Source organism: Desulfogranum marinum (assembly GCF_963675105.2).
Lineage (GTDB): Bacteria > Desulfobacterota > Desulfobulbia > Desulfobulbales > Desulfobulbaceae > Desulfogranum > Desulfogranum marinum.
The window spans coordinates 269,834-287,450 of record NZ_CAXXRO010000003.1; the positions used below are offsets into that span (position 1 = coordinate 269,834).

General features: G+C 43.3%; 16 protein-coding genes. 10 read left to right on the forward strand and 6 right to left on the reverse strand.

Features of this window, described 5'->3' with window-relative positions:
• The first annotated feature begins 21 nt into the window (after window positions 1-21).
• From ACHZCY_RS08060 to ACHZCY_RS08075, 4 genes are all read left to right on the forward strand, one after another.
• Window positions 22-498 carry a JAB domain-containing protein gene (locus tag ACHZCY_RS08060; protein WP_319548492.1) on the forward strand — a complete coding sequence of 159 codons (477 nt, stop codon included), beginning with the start codon at window positions 22-24 and terminating at the stop codon, window positions 496-498.
• 73 nt (window positions 499-571) lie between these two features.
• Window positions 572-880, forward strand: a complete 309-nt coding sequence (locus ACHZCY_RS08065) for a hypothetical protein (protein WP_319548493.1) — start codon at window positions 572-574, stop codon at window positions 878-880.
• The gene (locus ACHZCY_RS08070; RefSeq protein ID WP_319548494.1) at window positions 877-1,116 is read left to right on the forward strand and encodes a hypothetical protein; all 240 of its coding nucleotides are present in this window, start codon (window positions 877-879) and stop codon (window positions 1,114-1,116) included. The genes ACHZCY_RS08065 and ACHZCY_RS08070 overlap by 4 nt, the downstream gene beginning before the upstream one ends.
• 130 nt (window positions 1,117-1,246) lie before the next feature.
• Window positions 1,247-2,056 carry a DUF932 domain-containing protein gene (locus ACHZCY_RS08075; RefSeq protein WP_319548495.1) on the forward strand — a complete coding sequence of 270 codons (810 nt, stop codon included), beginning with the start codon at window positions 1,247-1,249 and terminating at the stop codon, window positions 2,054-2,056.
• A 207-nt stretch (window positions 2,057-2,263) separates the two neighbouring features.
• Here the strand turns inward: ACHZCY_RS08075 and ACHZCY_RS08080 are convergent, their stop codons facing one another.
• From ACHZCY_RS08080 to ACHZCY_RS08100, 5 genes are all read right to left on the reverse strand, one after another.
• The gene (locus ACHZCY_RS08080) at window positions 2,264-3,502 is read right to left on the reverse strand and encodes an ATP-binding protein (protein ID WP_319548496.1); all 1,239 of its coding nucleotides are present in this window, start codon (window positions 3,500-3,502) and stop codon (window positions 2,264-2,266) included.
• A gap of 146 nt (window positions 3,503-3,648) precedes the next feature.
• Window positions 3,649-3,984: an HU family DNA-binding protein gene (locus tag ACHZCY_RS08085; RefSeq protein WP_319548621.1), complete on the reverse strand. Its 336-nt coding sequence runs from the start codon at window positions 3,982-3,984 to the stop codon at window positions 3,649-3,651.
• The gene (locus tag ACHZCY_RS08090; RefSeq protein WP_319548497.1) at window positions 3,971-4,267 is read right to left on the reverse strand and encodes a WGR domain-containing protein; all 297 of its coding nucleotides are present in this window, start codon (window positions 4,265-4,267) and stop codon (window positions 3,971-3,973) included. The genes ACHZCY_RS08085 and ACHZCY_RS08090 overlap by 14 nt, the downstream gene beginning before the upstream one ends.
• Before the next feature lie 127 nt (window positions 4,268-4,394).
• A complete protein-coding gene (locus ACHZCY_RS08095; RefSeq protein ID WP_319548498.1) occupies window positions 4,395-4,667 on the reverse strand; it encodes a hypothetical protein in 273 nt (90 codons plus the stop codon).
• Between the two features lie 4 nt (window positions 4,668-4,671).
• Window positions 4,672-5,307, reverse strand: a complete 636-nt coding sequence (locus ACHZCY_RS08100; protein ID WP_319548499.1) for a ParA family protein — start codon at window positions 5,305-5,307, stop codon at window positions 4,672-4,674.
• Between the two features lie 505 nt (window positions 5,308-5,812).
• On the opposite strand from ACHZCY_RS08100, the gene ACHZCY_RS08105 reads away from it, so the two are divergent.
• The 5 genes from ACHZCY_RS08105 to ACHZCY_RS08125 all read left to right on the forward strand — a co-directional run bounded on the left by ACHZCY_RS08105 (window position 5,813) and on the right by ACHZCY_RS08125 (window position 10,080).
• The gene (locus ACHZCY_RS08105) at window positions 5,813-7,351 is read left to right on the forward strand and encodes a Fic family protein (RefSeq protein ID WP_319548500.1); all 1,539 of its coding nucleotides are present in this window, start codon (window positions 5,813-5,815) and stop codon (window positions 7,349-7,351) included.
• 149 nt (window positions 7,352-7,500) lie between these two features.
• The gene (locus ACHZCY_RS08110; protein WP_319548501.1) at window positions 7,501-7,812 is read left to right on the forward strand and encodes a hypothetical protein; all 312 of its coding nucleotides are present in this window, start codon (window positions 7,501-7,503) and stop codon (window positions 7,810-7,812) included.
• Window positions 7,813-7,817: 5 nt separating this feature from the next.
• Window positions 7,818-8,132 carry a hypothetical protein gene (locus ACHZCY_RS08115; RefSeq protein ID WP_319548502.1) on the forward strand — a complete coding sequence of 105 codons (315 nt, stop codon included), beginning with the start codon at window positions 7,818-7,820 and terminating at the stop codon, window positions 8,130-8,132.
• Between the two features lie 73 nt (window positions 8,133-8,205).
• Window positions 8,206-8,484: a type II toxin-antitoxin system ParD family antitoxin gene (locus ACHZCY_RS08120; protein ID WP_319548503.1), complete on the forward strand. Its 279-nt coding sequence runs from the start codon at window positions 8,206-8,208 to the stop codon at window positions 8,482-8,484.
• A 210-nt stretch (window positions 8,485-8,694) separates the two neighbouring features.
• Window positions 8,695-10,080, forward strand: a complete 1,386-nt coding sequence (locus ACHZCY_RS08125) for a Fic family protein (RefSeq protein WP_319548504.1) — start codon at window positions 8,695-8,697, stop codon at window positions 10,078-10,080.
• Window positions 10,081-10,307: 227 nt separating this feature from the next.
• Here the strand turns inward: ACHZCY_RS08125 and ACHZCY_RS08130 are convergent, their stop codons facing one another.
• Complete coding sequence (locus tag ACHZCY_RS08130) at window positions 10,308-10,859, reverse strand: recombinase family protein (protein WP_319548505.1); 552 nt, start codon at window positions 10,857-10,859, stop codon at window positions 10,308-10,310.
• Between the two features lie 654 nt (window positions 10,860-11,513).
• Here ACHZCY_RS08130 and ACHZCY_RS08135 point away from each other — a divergent pair.
• On the forward strand, window positions 11,514-17,612 hold the full coding sequence (locus ACHZCY_RS08135; RefSeq protein WP_319548506.1) for a hypothetical protein: 6,099 nt from the start codon (window positions 11,514-11,516) through the stop codon (window positions 17,610-17,612).
• Window positions 17,613-17,617: the final 5 nt, after the last annotated feature.

The window sequence follows — 17,617 nt, forward strand, 5'->3', positions numbered from 1 at the left end:
TTTATTTTGGAGGATCAATCAATGCTCTACATACAAGAAGAAAAAGGAACATATCAACGGGCTTCAGCGGATGCTGTATTTATGGAAGCAAGTCGACTCAGTGACAAGCGTCTTGAAAAAGGCGAGTTTATTGGCTCCTCAAGCGATGCCAAAGTAGCAGTGGGCTGGAAAATCCGGAAACATAGGGTGGAAGTGTTCGCCTGCCTGTTTCTCGATAGCGCTCATAACAGTCTCAGTTTTGAGGTGATTTGCTCCGGGACTATTAACTGTAATACTGTGCATCCACGGGAAGTGGTGAAGGCTGCTTTCAACCATGATGCGTCGGCAGTGATTATTGCCCACAATCATCCATCCGGACAATCAACACCGAGTAAAGAGGATATTGAGTTAACTAAAAAGCTCAAAGACCTCCTGGATCCCTTGCAAATCAAGGTGCTTGATCACCTTGTTGTCGGCGATGAGGTTACATCCTTCTCAGATCTCGGCTTGTTAAAGTAACTATTCCCTTTCACCAGGGGCAATTCTGCCCCGGTGGGGAGTCTTGCCCCTTTTTTACTTATGGAGGCAAGATATGCAAACAGCACACGTTATCCATCCCGTAACTGTTTCGGAATCCCACGAGTTGGTCAGCGATCAGCTGCTCAATGAAGTACATGGCGAAGTTCTTTTGATCCGCACAGCTCATGCCACCACCATTTGCAAACGTACTGCAGGAAATATGCGGCAGCAGGTTTTAACCTGGATTTCCAAAGCAGGTTCCCCAAATGCCAGCTTTCTTGCTGGCAAGATGTCGGAAAAAGGTGGGCGGTTTCAGGTTGTCACCAGAGACCAGGCTATTGAGCTGTTTGGGAGATGGATTTTCAAGGAGGCAACGGCGTGAGCAAGCCCGATGTAAACAAAATACCTCAGTCTGAATATTATCGGGCAGGCGACAATTTACATGGTCCCTTACACCATCGATATCCAACTCTTGAGGCGGCCAGGAAGCAACGAGAGATATTCATTTCTGAAGCTATGGAGAGACTTGCAGGAAGCTCTCTCACACCTGAAGAAGCTCGGACACTGACTGAAGACTGGTACTGGGTGTGTGATGATAATGGAGAGATAGTAGATTAACCAAACATAAAAAACTGTCGGTTCAGCTGGAAAGCTCGTTCCGATCTCCCTCAACAGGGGCAACATACAGCCCCGGTGGGGGAGGTGTATCTTGTCCCTGCTTTTATTTTTACCAATTGGAGACAAGACCATGACACGTAATATTTCTATACTTTCAAACGACGATATCATCGAAATGGCACCTGCAGCTGGAGCCTGGGAACCCATGGAGGGTGTTTCTTCCAAATATTCCTTTGTTCCTACAGTAAAGGCCATTGACCTGTTACGTGACGTAGGATGGCAACCTATCTTTGCCACGCAGTCAGGTGTAAGAAAGCGAGCACGTGACGGATATCAAAAACATCTGATACGCTTTGTACAGCCAGATTTGATAATGCGTGATGAGCGTATCGATCTCCTGCTCTATAACAGCCATGATCGGGGTTGCTCTTTCAAGCTAATGGCTGGGATTTGGAGATTCATTTGCTCTAATGGATTGGTTATTGGTGATGAATATGCCAATTTCAGTCACAAGCATATCGGATTCAACCCAGATGATTTCATGCAATCCGCTATACAGATCGCTGGTTCTGCAGGTGATATCGCCAGTCAGATGGATGAGTTGAAACAGATTGAGCTTATACCACAGGCACAGAGTGCTTTTGCTAAGGCTGCACACAATCTGGTTTACGATAAACCGGATGAAGCTCCCATCGAATCTGATGATCTTTTGAAGACACGAAGGTACGAGGACGAAGGTCGTGATATCTGGAGAACCTTTAACGTAATTCAATCGAATATCATCGATGGTGGTTTACGTGGATCAAAGATCGGAGCAAATGGAAGAAGACGAAGGGTGACAACCAGACCGGTAAAAGCCCTTGATAAGAATCTCAAGTTAAACCAGGCTCTCTGGGTGTTGACTCAAGAAATGGGGAAACTTGCTAAAGAAATCGCATAGGGATAGACAAGGGTTGCCCCCTGTGCCCTTGACTACCAGCCGCTTTCCTTCGGGGAGGCGGCTTTTTTTGTTCCCTTCCCTGCGGAACAATGAAAAGGCAACGCCTCATAGAAATATGAAGATTGGAGGAGTCACCCATATTAAAATTATGGGTTCTGTGGAAATTTCTCCAGGCCCCCTCTATCAGATTTTTGCTCTACTTTTTGTCTACCAAAGACAAGATATGGGAACGGCATACAGATTGCTTCCAAATGGTACAACTGAGTCACCGTCATATAATACCACACCGGCAGTAAACCGTTCTTTAACGGATTCCTGGAGTTTTCGTAGCCCTTTAAAATCATCACCAGTTACCGTTGCCGCAGCTTTCACTTCAACACCGGCCACGAGGCCTCTTGATTCCAGGACAATGTCTATTTCAATCTTGTCCTTATTTCGAAAATGGCTGAAGGTTATGGCATCATCATGCCAGCTTGCATGTCTACGTAATTCTTGATAGATGAAAGTTTCAAGAAGGTGCCCGAAAATAGCACGATCCTTCCACAGCATTTCTGCATCCAGCCCAAGTAAAGCACAGGCTAATCCGGTATCACCAAGATGCAACTTTGGGGTCTTGATGAGGCGTTTTATCCGGTTGCTGTGCCAGGGAGGCAATTCCTCCAGCAAGAATATCCGCGACAGCAACGTTATATATTCACGAATAGTAGGACGGCTTATTTGGAAGGGTGCGGCAAGTTCGGTTATGTTGATCAGGCATGCCGTCTGCCCGGCAGATAGAGCCAATAATCTCGGCAAAGCATCCAACGCGCTGATCCGCGCAAGATCACGGATATCGCGCTGAATCAACGTATCGGCATAATCCCTATACCATGTCATTTGCCGTCGTGATGTGGCACGCGCGAGTGCCGCAGGATAGCCCCCCGACGCCACTCGCTCAGCGAGTTTTACACCCAAACGTTTGCCCGATGGCCCTGCCCGGAAGGAAGCTTTGAAAAGCAATGACAGGAAACCGGTATCTTCACCGGCAAGTTCAGCTTGAGATAAAGGGTGCAGCCGCAGGATTTCCATACGTCCTGCCAGTGAATCCCCTAACCTGGGTACCAGCAGAACATTTGCTGAGCCAGTCAGGATGAAACGACCAGGCTCCCGCCGCCTATCCACTTCCGCTTTTAGAGAGGTAAATAACTCCGGTACCCGTTGCACTTCATCAAGGATTACCCGCTCTGGTAGATCCGCTACATAACCGACAGGATCAGCTTGAGCTGCAGCTCGCTGTACATCATCATCAAAGGTGTAATACGCAAAGTTTTCTTCTTCCCCGACCAATTGCGCCAAGGTAGTCTTTCCGCATTGCCGCGGTCCATGGATCAGTACCACCGGCGTATCAGCCAAGGCTTCTACAACACGAGCACGAAGAAAACGGGGATATAGATTCTGGTTTATCATAGCGGCTAATCGTAAATGAACAGCCGACTAATTGCAAGAATAGTCTCGACCAATTGAAAGTTTACTCGCGACTAATTGAAAATGGAGTATGGCTAGATCACTCCTTAACAAACTTTTTATGGCAGTCAAACTCAGGATATCCCGAGTTACCCATTATTTACTTCATCTCCCATGGCTTTGCCTACTTTGAATTTGACAACCGTTTTGGCCGGAATAGTCATAGCTTTGCCGTTCTGAGGATTCTTACCCTGCCTCTCAGCTCTCTCTGAGGTTGAGAAAGTGCCAAAACCAATGAGGGTGACCTTGTCTTTTTTAACCAATGTTTCGGTAATACCTTTGAGGGTTGCATCCAGGGCTGCGGCCGCTTGTTTCTTTTCAAGTCCAGCGTTGTCTGCAATGTAATCGACCAGTTCCTTCTTGTTCATGTATTGCTCCTGATTGTGTTTAGTTGAATGATATAATTTTTTGCTATGTGTGAGAATCAGGTGTATCAGATTCCTGCTTCATGATCTCGTGAAAAGTTTGGTTCACCTGCAAGTATCCATGTTTTATCCGTTCATGATGGACACGCTCATATTCCTTCAGCATTCCCGTTTTTTCGAGAAAGCGCTGTTTTTTCCCAGGTTGCCCTTTAGTACCAATTCTTCCCCATCTTCTGATCAGGATAAATCCCCAAAGGTCTTTTCCAGCGAAGAGCTCATAAAAAGCTTCTTTGTTTCGGTCGGGGATGATGCACACATAATATGAATACTTGTAGCAGAGCATTTTTCATCCTTCTCCCTGGATCTACTATATTTACTGGAGGGTATCTCGATGTTCTCTGTATCATTTTATTATAGTATAAATAGAGAAAAAGATAAAATGGTAATTAGATAAAAAGATATAAATTTATCTACTCAATATCGTTTGCTTCCTTGTATGCTTCTAACGCTTTTTCAAGCAGTTCGACCTTTTTCATTTTTCCAAAAAAGGCAATACGCCTGAACTCTTCGTCAAACTCAGCGGTGACTTTTGTGGCAAATGGCACCGTACGACCAGTTTTGTTCCGTGGTTTACGTGCAGGCGCAGTTTCCGGCGCTTCGAGATTGTTATCATTGTCCTCAGGAGAGGGAGCGTCACCAAAACGACTTTTCTTGGTCTGTTTAATCTTGCTGAAGTCTGCCATTACCCTACTCGCTCAATAAGTTGGTTAAGATGCTTTCCAGAACAATGTTTGCTTTGTCGTTGAGGCTTTTCCATTTTGTTTCGGTCAAAGCGTATCCATCGTTCTGAGCTTGTCTGTAACCAGGTTTTTCAAAAATACAGCCATCAAGCACCTTAAAGCCGGCCTCGGTGATAAACTCCCGAGCATCTTCGATTTCTGATGCAGTGTTTACCCTGGACAAAGCAAAAACAATTTTGCCGCGAGGTATCTGGTTTTTAACCAGTTCATTTCCTAGCTTGATGGTCGGGATGAGATCAGCCCTGCTTGAACAGCAAGGCAACACAATGAGGTCTGATATTTTCCCGGCAGCGAGGGTCCCCTTACTGGCTCTTGGAGTACCGTCAATGATTAGAAAATCATAATTGCTATTTGTCACAGATTTTTGGAGATCGTTAATTGTCGCAAAGATTTCCACCGAACCAATCGAAGATATGCCATTATTAAGGCGCTGCCGATGGAGATCAGAGAGGGTTCCCTGCTGAGTGTCCATATCGGCGACCTTCACAGATACACCACTTTTAGAGGCCTCATATGCGGTTGCCAGGGCCAGAGTGCTTTTTCCTACGCCGCCCTTTTGAGAGACGAATGAGATGGTTTTCATGGCTGTTTCAAATATAAAAAGATTAATTGGGAAAAGGGTAAAAAGATAACAAGTTGTCTGCTCAGTAAAGATTATCTCTTTTCAGATTTCAAATCAAGTGATAGCTCGCGGTGATTATTTTGCGAGTCATCTGAATGTATTTTTGCATCATTTGATAAATCTGTTGAAAAGAGAGAGTTAAGTGAATCGATGAGAATGTATTGCAATGTGAGTGAGTAGAGTACAGTAGCGGAGGGATTGTGTCGCTATAAACAGACAGGCGCCAAAAGACTCAGGGAATGTTCAAGGCACTTCGTAGTTGTGGCATTAAAATAATCAAGGGAGCTGCTGCCTCAATGTTTTTTTGGGTAATCATTAGAGGAAACCCGAACAGGAGGTGTGATATTATGGCCTGTTATTCAAATTTGTTTTTCACGAAAAATCTAGTTTTGAAACGATTTTTCATGACAGAAAAACCTTTTTCGTGCCATAATGAATTCAATAAAGGGAAAAGGAATTCATAATAATGACTATATATAAACACAATTCACATACAGGAACCATTTTTCGTGGTTTTTCTATCCCAGAAAAGGGGTCCTTCCTGGCAGGGTACGCTGCGCTCATTGCAGCGCATGGGCTAAAAGTGCCTTTGCCTGATACCCTTTGTATCATAGGGACCAAGCATAAAAGATACGTAGATGGACGCTGGAATGTGTTTACGCCACGTCATAGGCCGGAAGATACGCTTTATGGGCACCTCACATTTGCTCTAAAATATGAAGCGATTGATTTAGGACTCCTTAACGCCTTGTTCCAGGTGGTGAGAGCGACAGGCATTGAATCCATGGTTCGATCAGAGCCAACCGGGATTTATAGCCGGAAAATATGGTTTTTATGGGAGTGGTTACGTGAAGAACGGCTCGATCTTGAAGACGCGGCAAAATGTAACTTCGTCTCCTTGGTTAATAGCAAGCTGCAGTTTGAAGGCATACACGTCCTTTCTAAACGTCACCGGGTCCGGAATAACCTGCCAGGAACTAAGAATTTCTGCCCTCTCATCAGAAAAACAAAAAAGCTTGAACAATTTCTGGGTAAAAAGCTTTCAGAGGCAGCTGTCAACAACATTGGCCAGACACATCCCGACCTTTTGAGCCGTGCAGCAGCTTTCCTTCTCCTGAAAGACTCCAAAGCCTCATACACAATCGAAGGGGAGAGCCCACCACATAACCGCATCGAAAGGTGGGGCAGAATTATCGGTGAAGCAGGAAGCCGTCCCTTAAGTGTCGAAGAGTTTGAGTACCTGCAAAAGCAGGTTATAGCGGATAGCCGTTTCATTAAACCGGGACTGCGTACGGAAGGCGGTTTTGTCGGTGAACATGACCGGGTATCCGGCATGCCCATGCCGGATCACATTTCCGCACGTCCGGACGATCTGGAAACGCTCATGTCAGGCCTGCTTGATACTTACGAGCTTCTTCGAGAGAATGAGTTTGATGCGGTCCTCATGGCCACGATCATCGCATTTGGCTTTGTGTTCATTCATCCTTTTGAAGATGGCAACGGCCGGATTCACCGCTACCTGTTTCACCACATCCTGATCGAGAGTGGTTTTGTGCCCAAAGGGCTCATATTTCCGGTGTCAGCCGTTATCCTGGAACGTATCGATGAATACCGGAAAACCCTGGAGCACTACTCAAAGCCCAGGCTTGGTTTAATTGAGTGGCGTCCAACAGAGAAAAATAACGTGGAAGTACTCAATGAGACAATTGACCTGTACCGCTATTTTGATGCGACCAAGCAGGCTGAATTTTTCTTTGAATGCGTTGAGGAAACAGTGTCACAAACTTTGCCTGAGGAGGTTGAATATTTACGAAAATATGACCTGATCAACGAGTTTATTAAGAACTATATCGATATGCCAGACAACCTGGTTGACCTGCTGATCCGCTTTTTGTCCCAGAATAACGGTAAGCTCTCAAAGCGTGGTCGAACCAAAGAGTTTGAGAAACTGACAGATAAGGAAATACAGGGTATTGAGATAAAATACGCAGAAGTCTTTAGGTAATTGATGCATCAGACAGATCCGCACGGCATCACACGTGCTTCAATAGCTACGGCTCAATTAGTGGCATATTTCATTGTACATACCAGCCTAACCACTTGTTATGTAATAAATAATAGTGGCAAATATTGTGGTAAAAAAAAGGGCTTCCCATGAAGGAAAAAATTGGATCAATGGAGCCAATGCTCCCACCTGAAAGTGCACGTGACCTTAACGATCTTGTGCTTGACTTGGTCTCTAAAGCCAGTGCTTTTGCAGGAATGCTGCCTTTAAAAATATCGAGGTGGAAAGTGAGCTTTGGTCAGTTGCGCGAAGACTGGCGAGACGGAAAGATGAGTACAAATCAATATTGCAAGCAGCCGATGCTCCGAGGCAGGGAGACTTGGATGGAAGAGGGACTTTATCTCAAAAAGCTCTGGTTAAATTCTGTGAATTCTTTCTGGAAACGTGTATCGACCAAGTAGAGTACATGAATAGTCTTCTTGATTTCAAGGTACTTTCAAAACGTATGCGTATTCATGTTGAAGAAATGGTTGCCATGAAAGAGCTTCCAAAGGGTAGTTACGCCCTGTTACGTGAAGCATTACTGATTGGTGAATTTCAAAGAGGAAAGACTCAGGAAATTACAGGCTTTAAAGATCGTGCTGCCAGGGAGGTGTTGTATGCCCTCGTAAAGAAAGGGTTGCTTGTCTCTGACACTCCTAGAGGGCCAGTGCGCTTAGGCTTTCCGATAGATATTGTTGAGCGATGGTTCCCATTGCTTTATCACGGCATAAGAAAATAACGAAAATTGACAATGTCTGTTGTCGGGAATATTTCTAAATGAAGGCAATCAAACGAGAACATGGAGATACAAGATGAACGTTTCGCTGACCCCTGAATTGGAGAAACTTGTCAAAATGAAAGTTGAAAGCGGGTTATACAACTCTGCCAGCGAGGTCATTCGAGAGGCCTTGAGACTGCTTAAATCTCGTGACGATCTCAATGAAGGCCAGATTAACGCTCTAAAATCAGACATCCAAAAAGGAATTTCCTCTTTAGATGATCAGAAGGGAGTGGAGATGACGGAAAATCTTTTTAACGCCATCAAAAAGAGTGGTCGGCAGAAGTTGAATGAAGGCAAAAATCAGAGGTGAAAAAGGTGAGTAAAAATTGATCATGTAAGCAACTACTGGGAAGTTTGGTAATCAGTTAGGTAATTAGTTGGGCAATGGAGCAACTTTCCAAATGGTGGCTACAGGCCTTCAAACGGTTTTTTGTGACATTAAATCTGTCACAAAAACTTGATTTGTGACAAATAAAAAAGTTTATTTGTCGTATAAAATACTTTCCACGACAAATGAAGAATGCCGAAATCTATTTCTAAAAAAGAGTTACATGCTATCGCAGTATTACTCGCTGATCGACCAACTGGATGGCGAATTGGTGAAATTGAAAAGCAGCTGAAAGATAACGGTTTGTCTTTTAATCGTCGTACCCTGCAGCGACGACTGGTTCAGCTTGAAAAGGCAGGGCGAGTACAAATCACCGGTGTTGGACGAGCCACCAGCTACTTACCCCTTACCCTCGACATACAACCAACAGAAGCCGACAGTGGAATTCCCCTGTCTCTTGATGCAAAAGAGATTCTTGAGCAGGTTTCTCGCCCCATACCCGCCCGCCATCCTGTAGGATATCAGCGAGAATTTATCGATGGTTATCAGCCGAATAACACTTTTTACCTGTCGCCCAAAATACGACTGCACCTGATGGACAAGGGACGGCGGTTGGGCGTTGACTATACTGCGGGAGCATACATCAGGCATATTCTTGACAGGTTGTTAATTGATCTTTCCTGGGCATCGAGTCGCATGGAAGGCAACACCTATTCTCTCCTGGAAACTGAGCGCCTGATTGCACAGGGGGAGGCCGCATCGGGGAAAACCCCCTTTGAAACCCAAATGATCCTCAATCACAAGGCCGCAATTGAGTTTCTTGTTGATTCGACCTATGAAGCAGGGTTTGACCGGGCAACCATTTTAAATCTTCATGCCTTGCTTTCAGACAATCTGCTTGGCAATTCCATGGCGTCAGGCCGTCTGCGCACTATCCCAGTTGGTATAGGCAAGTCGGTATATGAGCCCTTGGCCGTTCCTCAACTCATTGATGAAATTTTCGGGAAAATTCTCGATACCGCCGCCGTTATTTCCGATCCCTTTGAGCAGGCTTTTTTTATCACTGTCCACCTTCCTTACCTGCAGCCGTTTGAGGATGTGAATAAAAGAGTCTCCAGACTGGCAGCCAATATTCCTTTTATTACCCACAATCTGTGCCCTCTATCATTTATGGATGTGCCTGAAGATCTTTATATTAATGGCTTGCTGGGTATCTATGAGTTGAACCATATTGCACTGATGCGAGAAGTATTTGTATGGACTTATGAACGATCATGCGCCCGTTATCAGGCAATACGACATACCATAGGTGAGCCGGATACGTTTCGCCTGCGTTATCGCCAGGCTTTGATTGATTGCGTGAGGGAAGTGATCCGTAAAGTCGGCAGTGGGAATACGGATGATCCGACAAAAATTATTTCACAGATGGCCATAAAACTGGTCCCTGAATATGATCTGGAACAATTTCTTGAGGTTGTAAACGAAGAAATCAAGACTTTGCACGCCGGGAACTACGCCCGCTACCGTCTTCGTCCCAAAGAGTTTCAGGATTGGCAAAACCTTAAACAAACAGATTAAACGGGTGCAGTCTGAGATGTCTTCCTATCGCCGATTTGTTTTCGGGAATGGACTCTTCATAGCAAATCATACAAGCAATTCGAATTGCAAAGTGGTTAGGCATGCAACAAATGATGCGGTGTCAGTTTCGATTACCTGACCTGGATAGGTCTTCTTTTTTCCGGGCGTCTGAACCTTTTAAATTCTTACCTAATTCAATACCAGCTATTCGCTTATTGGAAAATGGATCATCCCTTTCGGGAGGAAAGGTAACGATAGATACTGGCTTTGGATAGATCGTATTCCTTCATCAATGTTTTGATCAGCTCCCCACTTGCTCGTCTCTGATGTAGTTGCTGAATCTGGTCCTGGGACAATTTCTTTTTTCGCCCAAAGCTAACCCCTTTTTCTTTAGCCTTAAGAATTCCATCCATCTGTCGCTCAGCACGAATCTCTGTTTCAAATTGCGATATAGCTCCAAGCATGTTGAAAAGTAACCTGCCGGTGGCATCACCGGTGTTAATGTTTTGTGATAAGACCTGAAGGTTCACGTTTTTTCTTTGTAGTTCATCTGCTATTTGGCACAGGTGAAGCGTAGAGCGAGCAAGTCTGTCAAGACGGGTAACGACGAGGGTATCCCCTTCCCTTACATATTCGAGGCAGGCTTTCAATCTTGGTCGCTTGTCAGAAGAACCGCTTTTTTTCTCTTTGAAAACTTTATCACAGTCTTGGAGCATATCCATTTGCACATCTAGACTTTGTCCAATTGAGCTTACTCGTGCATACCCGACCAGTGCCATCCCATTTCCTCCGTACCAGATTAGTCACAAATACTCTTAGACGATTTGAGAACCACATTCTGAGACATTTATTGAGACAAGTCAATCTGAACGTCTCATAAAGTTTACTTTTTGGGATCCTGACAGATTGGGTAAAGCTGTCGAAAAGATAATGCTGTATGCGTTTACCTTGTTTTGATTCTCGACAAGTTATCTTACACCCAACCTTATGTTGATAGGAAAAATCTGCCTATGTAAAAAAACGTACGTCTTTCGACAAATAAAATGGTAAAAATTTATCTTTTTAGAATTGGGTACTATGCAACGTTGCTGAATATATCTTATTGGTCTACACTCTTGATATATTAGGCTAAACATATGGAGGACATTGTGTTTGCAGGATCTGTTGTCAAAAATTATCGAACCTAAGCAATCAGGTTGCCGGTTAAAGCACGATGTCCTGAAAGTGTGAAAAAGGGAAACGTGAGATTTATTGGAACTGACTTCCATAGGTATCAACAATCTTCATACTGCCAGCCACGTGCGTAGTTTATATCTAATTTTAATCTCAAATAATATGCAGGAGTTTGAAAGGGTCGGAGGCCTGAGGTTAAAAAACTGGGTCTAATTTTATTGGTTAAAAACCTGCTATCTGATCACGACAAAAGGCATAAAATGAAAACTGAACAGAACCAAGTGACTACTGAGTCAGAAAAAAGCGCTGTGAATGCAGAACTCGAGCGCGATATAACCAGTGACGATTTACAAAAAGTTTTCCGCTGGAGTCCTACTCAGATTAAGAAAATTGACCAGTTTTTGAAACGTCGCCTTAGTAGTGTTTGGCCAGATCGTAAATTGAAGAATGATGAGTTTTACCAAGAATTACTTGCTGTGGTTACCGACTTTGACGAAGGGTATAGGTTAGAGCGGATTATGGTGAAACTTGATGACCAGCAACCTAAGAAGAAAACAGCAATCTTCCATCTCTGGAAGCGATTTCTTCTTCAGCTTAAGTGGATGGCACAGCAGGTTGATAGGGAGAAGGCAAATGAAATAGCCGAACAAGAAGAGCCTCAAAATCCAGTTAAGGATTTAATAGAACTACTGAGCGAGAACGATAAACCAGAGTATGAATTAGTCTATGATCATTTTATGTCCGCTTTGTTTGAGGAAAACGATGAGGATGAGAATGAGGCCTGTTGTGCTGATGAAGGCAAAAGGAATTTACCATGGTCTTCACTTAACGAGGAAGTCGAAGGTATTACCCGTGATCTTGGAAAAATAGTTCAAAAGCTTGCCCTTGGTCTCTGTGAAGATGATGAACAAGCAATCAATTATATAAGGATACTCAAAGATAAGGGGGCGGCATTAAAGAATACGATTCTTGAGTCGGCTGAACGTGTTGGTTTTACAGAAGATCCATGGGGAGATTTAGAGAGTTTTGAGACGTACTGCACAAACTTAGGCAATATTTTAGCCGAACAAGAAAGTGAAAGCTCAAAATTGATTCAGTTTTATGGAAAATTAATTGATTTTGTTGAAACTCTTGAGGTTGTTCATCGTTTACCACGTAAACAAACTAAATTTAACGAATCACTCAAAGCTATTATCGAAGAATTCAGCGAACAGATAGATAATGATTGTCCTAAAAATTTTCCACATGCAAGACAACCAAGAGATTGGGTTGAATTGGAGTTTGATCTAGAAGGTGCTGAGGTCGAAGCAAGGGAGTGGTTTGAATGGGCCTTTAATTTAGAAGGTGCAGAGCTCGAAGCGTTGTTGGATGAGCTTGATGAAAGTTTTCCCGAATTGGCTGAGTTTCTTGCTGAATGTCAATGGGATTGGCTGAGGTTTAAAGAAGAGGATAAACTCGAAGAGGGTAAAGAGGAAGCTGAGCCAGTCGTATCTGAGCTAGAGGAAATTGATGGTCCAGAAGTAGTAGAACCAGAACCCTTATTATCTAGTAAAGCAGAACTGGATGAGGATGCTTTATTAGATGATAATAATGAACCAGTTGAATTAGAAGATGAACAGTTTGGAGATGTAGAACCTTTTAGTGAAGGTGTCTCTGTCGTAGAGGGACAAAAAAATATTGAGCACGTCCCATCAACTTCCCACAATAATAAACCAGATGTATATGATGAAAACGGAACCGGCCACGAGGCTCAAAGTCCTGAACTAGAAGAGAAAGAAACTTTTTGTGAAGGGACAAGCCTGCCGGAAGAAGAGTTTGTGGCAAAGTGTATTGCAAATAATGAAATTGCCAAAGCCTACTGGGTCGTCCGCTCTTGCAAAATGGATCTCTCCGCTGACTTGATAGGGGCTTATGCTTTAGGCTCACAAATAGGTATTGGGTCAGCCATCCCTGGAGAATTGCAAAGTCTATACGGTAAGCTGGTAACGGAAGATTTTAGTTTTTTGCACTCCAAGTTATTCCTACTTGGTGCTATTGCCGGAGTAGCACTCTTTGCTGACCCACCGTCAGGTGAAGTTTCTACTTTGATTTCATTTGTGGATACTGGAGTCAAACACCTGGATAATTTGGTTAATCTGATTAAGTCTGATTTCCTGTATCAAGGGGCTGTTAGATCTGAGGATCTAAATGTTGTTTTAAGTAAAGAAGACAAAGAACATGAGGTGATCCGCTTGAGGGAAATGTCCCTTGAGTTACTAAATCGCATAAGAAGTTCCTCTTCGAGCTATGAGCCAGCAACTATTTTGTTAAGGCAGTTATATCAGGAGGGGGCCGAGCTTACAGAGCTTCACCGTGCAGTAGAGAAAAATGATGAATCTAAAATATCATTTGTCCGGCAAATTATAAAAAATACCACAGGGGAACAAATAGTTTCAGAAGCGCACAAGCTTGGCATAAAGAAGATTACCAAACCAATAACAGGAAGTCCGAGAAACCAGGTGATTCGTAGACTGAATGAAACCCTTTCTCTTGGCCGCGAGTGGTTGAACCTCTCGTCCTATCGCAAACAAGAGCGAGACCAGACGTTACAGGAGAAAAAATTAATCCAGCTTAAAAGAACACTGAAAAAAGTGGTTGATGATCTTGGTGATGTCGGTCACGACGGGCTTGAGAAAACTGCAGCTAAGGCGTTGAAAAATTGTTTTACCCAATTGTTACGGAATCTCAATGGTGAACGATGTCGAAAAATTGAACCACTTAGTTCTGAGCTAATCGCTGAATTACAAATCGAATTAGATGATGACTTTGAAATAATAGGGAACTCTAAGAATTGTTTATTACAGAATTTTTCGACAGAAAAAACGCTAGAGTTGTCAGAAGAAAATATAAAAGTTCTTTTTGATCGAAATGAGTTTGTCAGGGCTAAAGCGATTATCGATAGCCATGAGGAACTGACAGGGGCTAATGATTTTCTACATGATAAGGTTGATCGGCTGAAAGCTTCTTTAAACGCTGATATTAAGGCGTTAAACGATATGGTTGAAGATGCTTATTTGTTAGGGCAACTGGCAGTATTAGAGGAGCATGACTCAGATGAGCGACCAGTATCCCTAAGGAGTGAGTTGACAGGTAAGCTCAATAAAATAGAAAAACAGTTGGACCACACAGACATTGCTATTTCCTGGAGGATACGAGATATCTTACCAAAAGTGGAAAGCATCAAAAGTGAACTCAGTGAAATAAACAGCAAATCTCAAGCTAAAGTCCGAGAGGAATTTACTGCTATTATTAAAAAGCTCCCCGATACTGAAACAGGGAGAGAGGATAAAGAATATATTGAGAAGGCCTTTGGAGAGGCTAACTCTCAAAGAGATAATATTGCCGCTTTTGAGTTGTTAAATCGCGTTAAGATGGCCATAAACGACGGCATGCCAATCCCTCGAGCGAGCATGGGGGCGAACGATGATTTTGATCAATTCATCAAGCAATTGCCTACCTATCAGGACTTGCTGGGGAACAAGTCACGCATCCGGTCATATATTGCTTCGATAAAAAGCAGAAAAAATATTGGAAAGATTCCGATTAAATATGCAGAATTGGACAAGGCCCATCTGGAGCAAGTAGTTTCTGGGCTTTCTGCCTGGAATGAATTGCTCATGCTCAATTTCAATCAATCCAATAAGCATGTGTCCAATGGAGTGGCTACCATAGCGAGCTACGTTGGTCTGAAAGTAAAAGCGTCAGCTATAAAGGAAAAAACTCCACTGGCTGATGATTTTACATGGCTGCAGGTACCACTGGAGTTTCCCATTGATTCAAGCCCGGTGCCAGTGTTTGGTTCAGCCATGGGTACCTCGGCTAATATTGTTGTTTCGAAAAACAAAATGGAGGTTGATCAACTTTATTCTTTTCTAACTAGAAATAGGCTGCAACATCAGCCGGTTTTCTTGTTTTATCTCAATGAAATGGGACCGAAACAAAGACAAAAATATCAACGTTTATTCTTTAAGAGGAAGATCTCGGTTCTTATTGTCGATCTCTGTCTAGCATTTTTCCTTTCAGGAATCAAAAACAGATTGCCCTCTCTTTTCAACACAACGCTGCCTTTCTGTTTCGTTCAGCCCTATATGATGAAAGGAGCTAATGTTCCCAGTGAAATCTTCGTTGGGCGGGATAAAGAAGTTGAGTCCATAAAGAATCCAGATGGGTCATGCATTATTTATGGAGGTCGACAATTAGGAAAATCAGCCCTTTTACGCCATTTTTGCAACACATTCCATGATCCAAATGAAGAAACCTATGTGGCTTATGTAGAAATTGACTCCTTAGGCTTAGAACCTCAAACCCATGAACAAATGATGGAAATGTTTTGGCGAAAGGTCTATCGAAATCTGTGCCGAATCGGTTTTTTACAAGAAAGAACAATACGGGCGAAAAAATCACAGACCGTTGAAGACGAAATCGTTGACGAGATCAACAAGGCTTTACATGATTTGCCAGGTGAGAGAAGTTTGTACTTGCTCCTGGATGAAACCGATAATTTTCTAGATAATGATTCATCCCGTAATTTTCCAATTATCAGACGATTACGAGGAATGGTCGCCAGTAATAATAGGCAATTTAAAGTAGTACTTGCTGGACTGCAAAGTGTTCAGAGATACAAGAATTGGAAAAACCATCCTTTTGCTCAGCTTGGGGCCGATATTGTTATCAACCCCTTGTCTGCTTCTGCAGCTCAGCGCTTGATTCTTTCTCCCCTAAGTGCCATTGGGTTTACCTTTGAAAAAACAGGCCTAATACTGAGAATTTTGTCACAAGCGAATTATCACCCTGGTTTGATCCAGATATTCTGTCACCGACTTGTTGAAAATCTCTACAAGAAATGGGGGAATGTTATGTCTTCTCCTGACCAGGCTAAGCGGTTGATTCGTTCTGAAGATCTACAAGCAATTGAAAGGAATTCGAGCTTCAAGGAAGAGATCAAGGAGCGTTTTGATTGGACCTTAGATTTGGATGACCGTTACAAGGTCTTGACCTATGGGATTGTACTCGAGGAAGATCAAGCAGCATCCAGAACTGAAAGGGAGTTTATGCAAATTGCCCAATCCTGGTGGCCACAGGTGTTTAAGGCGATGGACCAGCAGGCTCTTCGGGCCGTGTTGGATGAAATGGTGGGACTGGGAGTTTTGGTTCGGGAGGATGAAAGTTCTGTAAGGACATATCGCCTTCGTAGCCCTAACTTACTTCGTTTGCTGGGCACTCGGGTCCAAATTGAAGATGAATTGATGAGGATTACCAGTCTCGATAAACCAAGGGTGTTGAACTCTAGAAATTTTCACCCGAATAATCCTGCCACACCTTTGACCTTTAGTCCTTTAACTACCGAGCAAGAAGGACAGATTGCTAGCGGCAATATACCATTTTCCATGACTGTTATTAGTGGCAGCGCTGCTTTGGGCCTTGATTCTGTCCGAGACAGAATCAAGGTTATATTTTCAGAAGAGATTGAAGATGAAGATTGGAGCGAATTAATTCCTCCTGCTGACGCAAGCGTTATTCCCGAGAAGCTAATTCATTTTGTCACAAAAAAACTAAAGCCGAGAAAAAGGGATCACCATTACTTGGTTGTAGACCTTTCCTTATTGGCGCATGACTTGCCGTTATCTTCCTTTTTCAAAGAAGTGCTTGCTGAATGTCAACGTCAGGTTTGCACCAAAGACAGCCGTGGTCACCTTGTTTTTCTTATGGATCCGAATTGTCTCTGGAACTGGTTGGATGATCCCGGCCGCGATGAACTATTAGCGAATAGTTCATTTAATTATATCTCTCTGAAGAGATGGAGTGATGGTGCAATTACAAATGCCTTGGATAATGTAGAAGAACTTGCTGGCGGTAAAACCAATGGTGAAAAGGTGTTTGCCATGAATTCTGGTTGGCATCGTCACATTAAAGGGGGCTTGGATCGCTTGAGTAAGCGAAACGGTAAAAAGGTTAACACATTACAATTATGGGAAGAGCAAAAGGTTGAGTTTGCGAATCAACTTGTCTCATCCCCACAACTCCTCCTTGAACAATTTGGTCTAAATACAGGTGATCAATTACGAGATGATATGCTGACAACGCTTTTTGCTTGGAGTGATACTGGAGAGCATCTCAAGATATCTTCGGACTCGCTAGAAACATGGCGTGATGATGTTGGAGAGGACTCTGAGCTGGCAAAAAATGAAAGACGATTAAAAGAGTGGTTGAAAGGATTGGATATTGCCTATTTGCCACACCACAGTAAAGATCAAGAAGGGTTAATGATTGAGGGGTTGGCTGGAAAAGTGATTAAAACATTTCTGTTGGCTGAAAAATAGTGAGT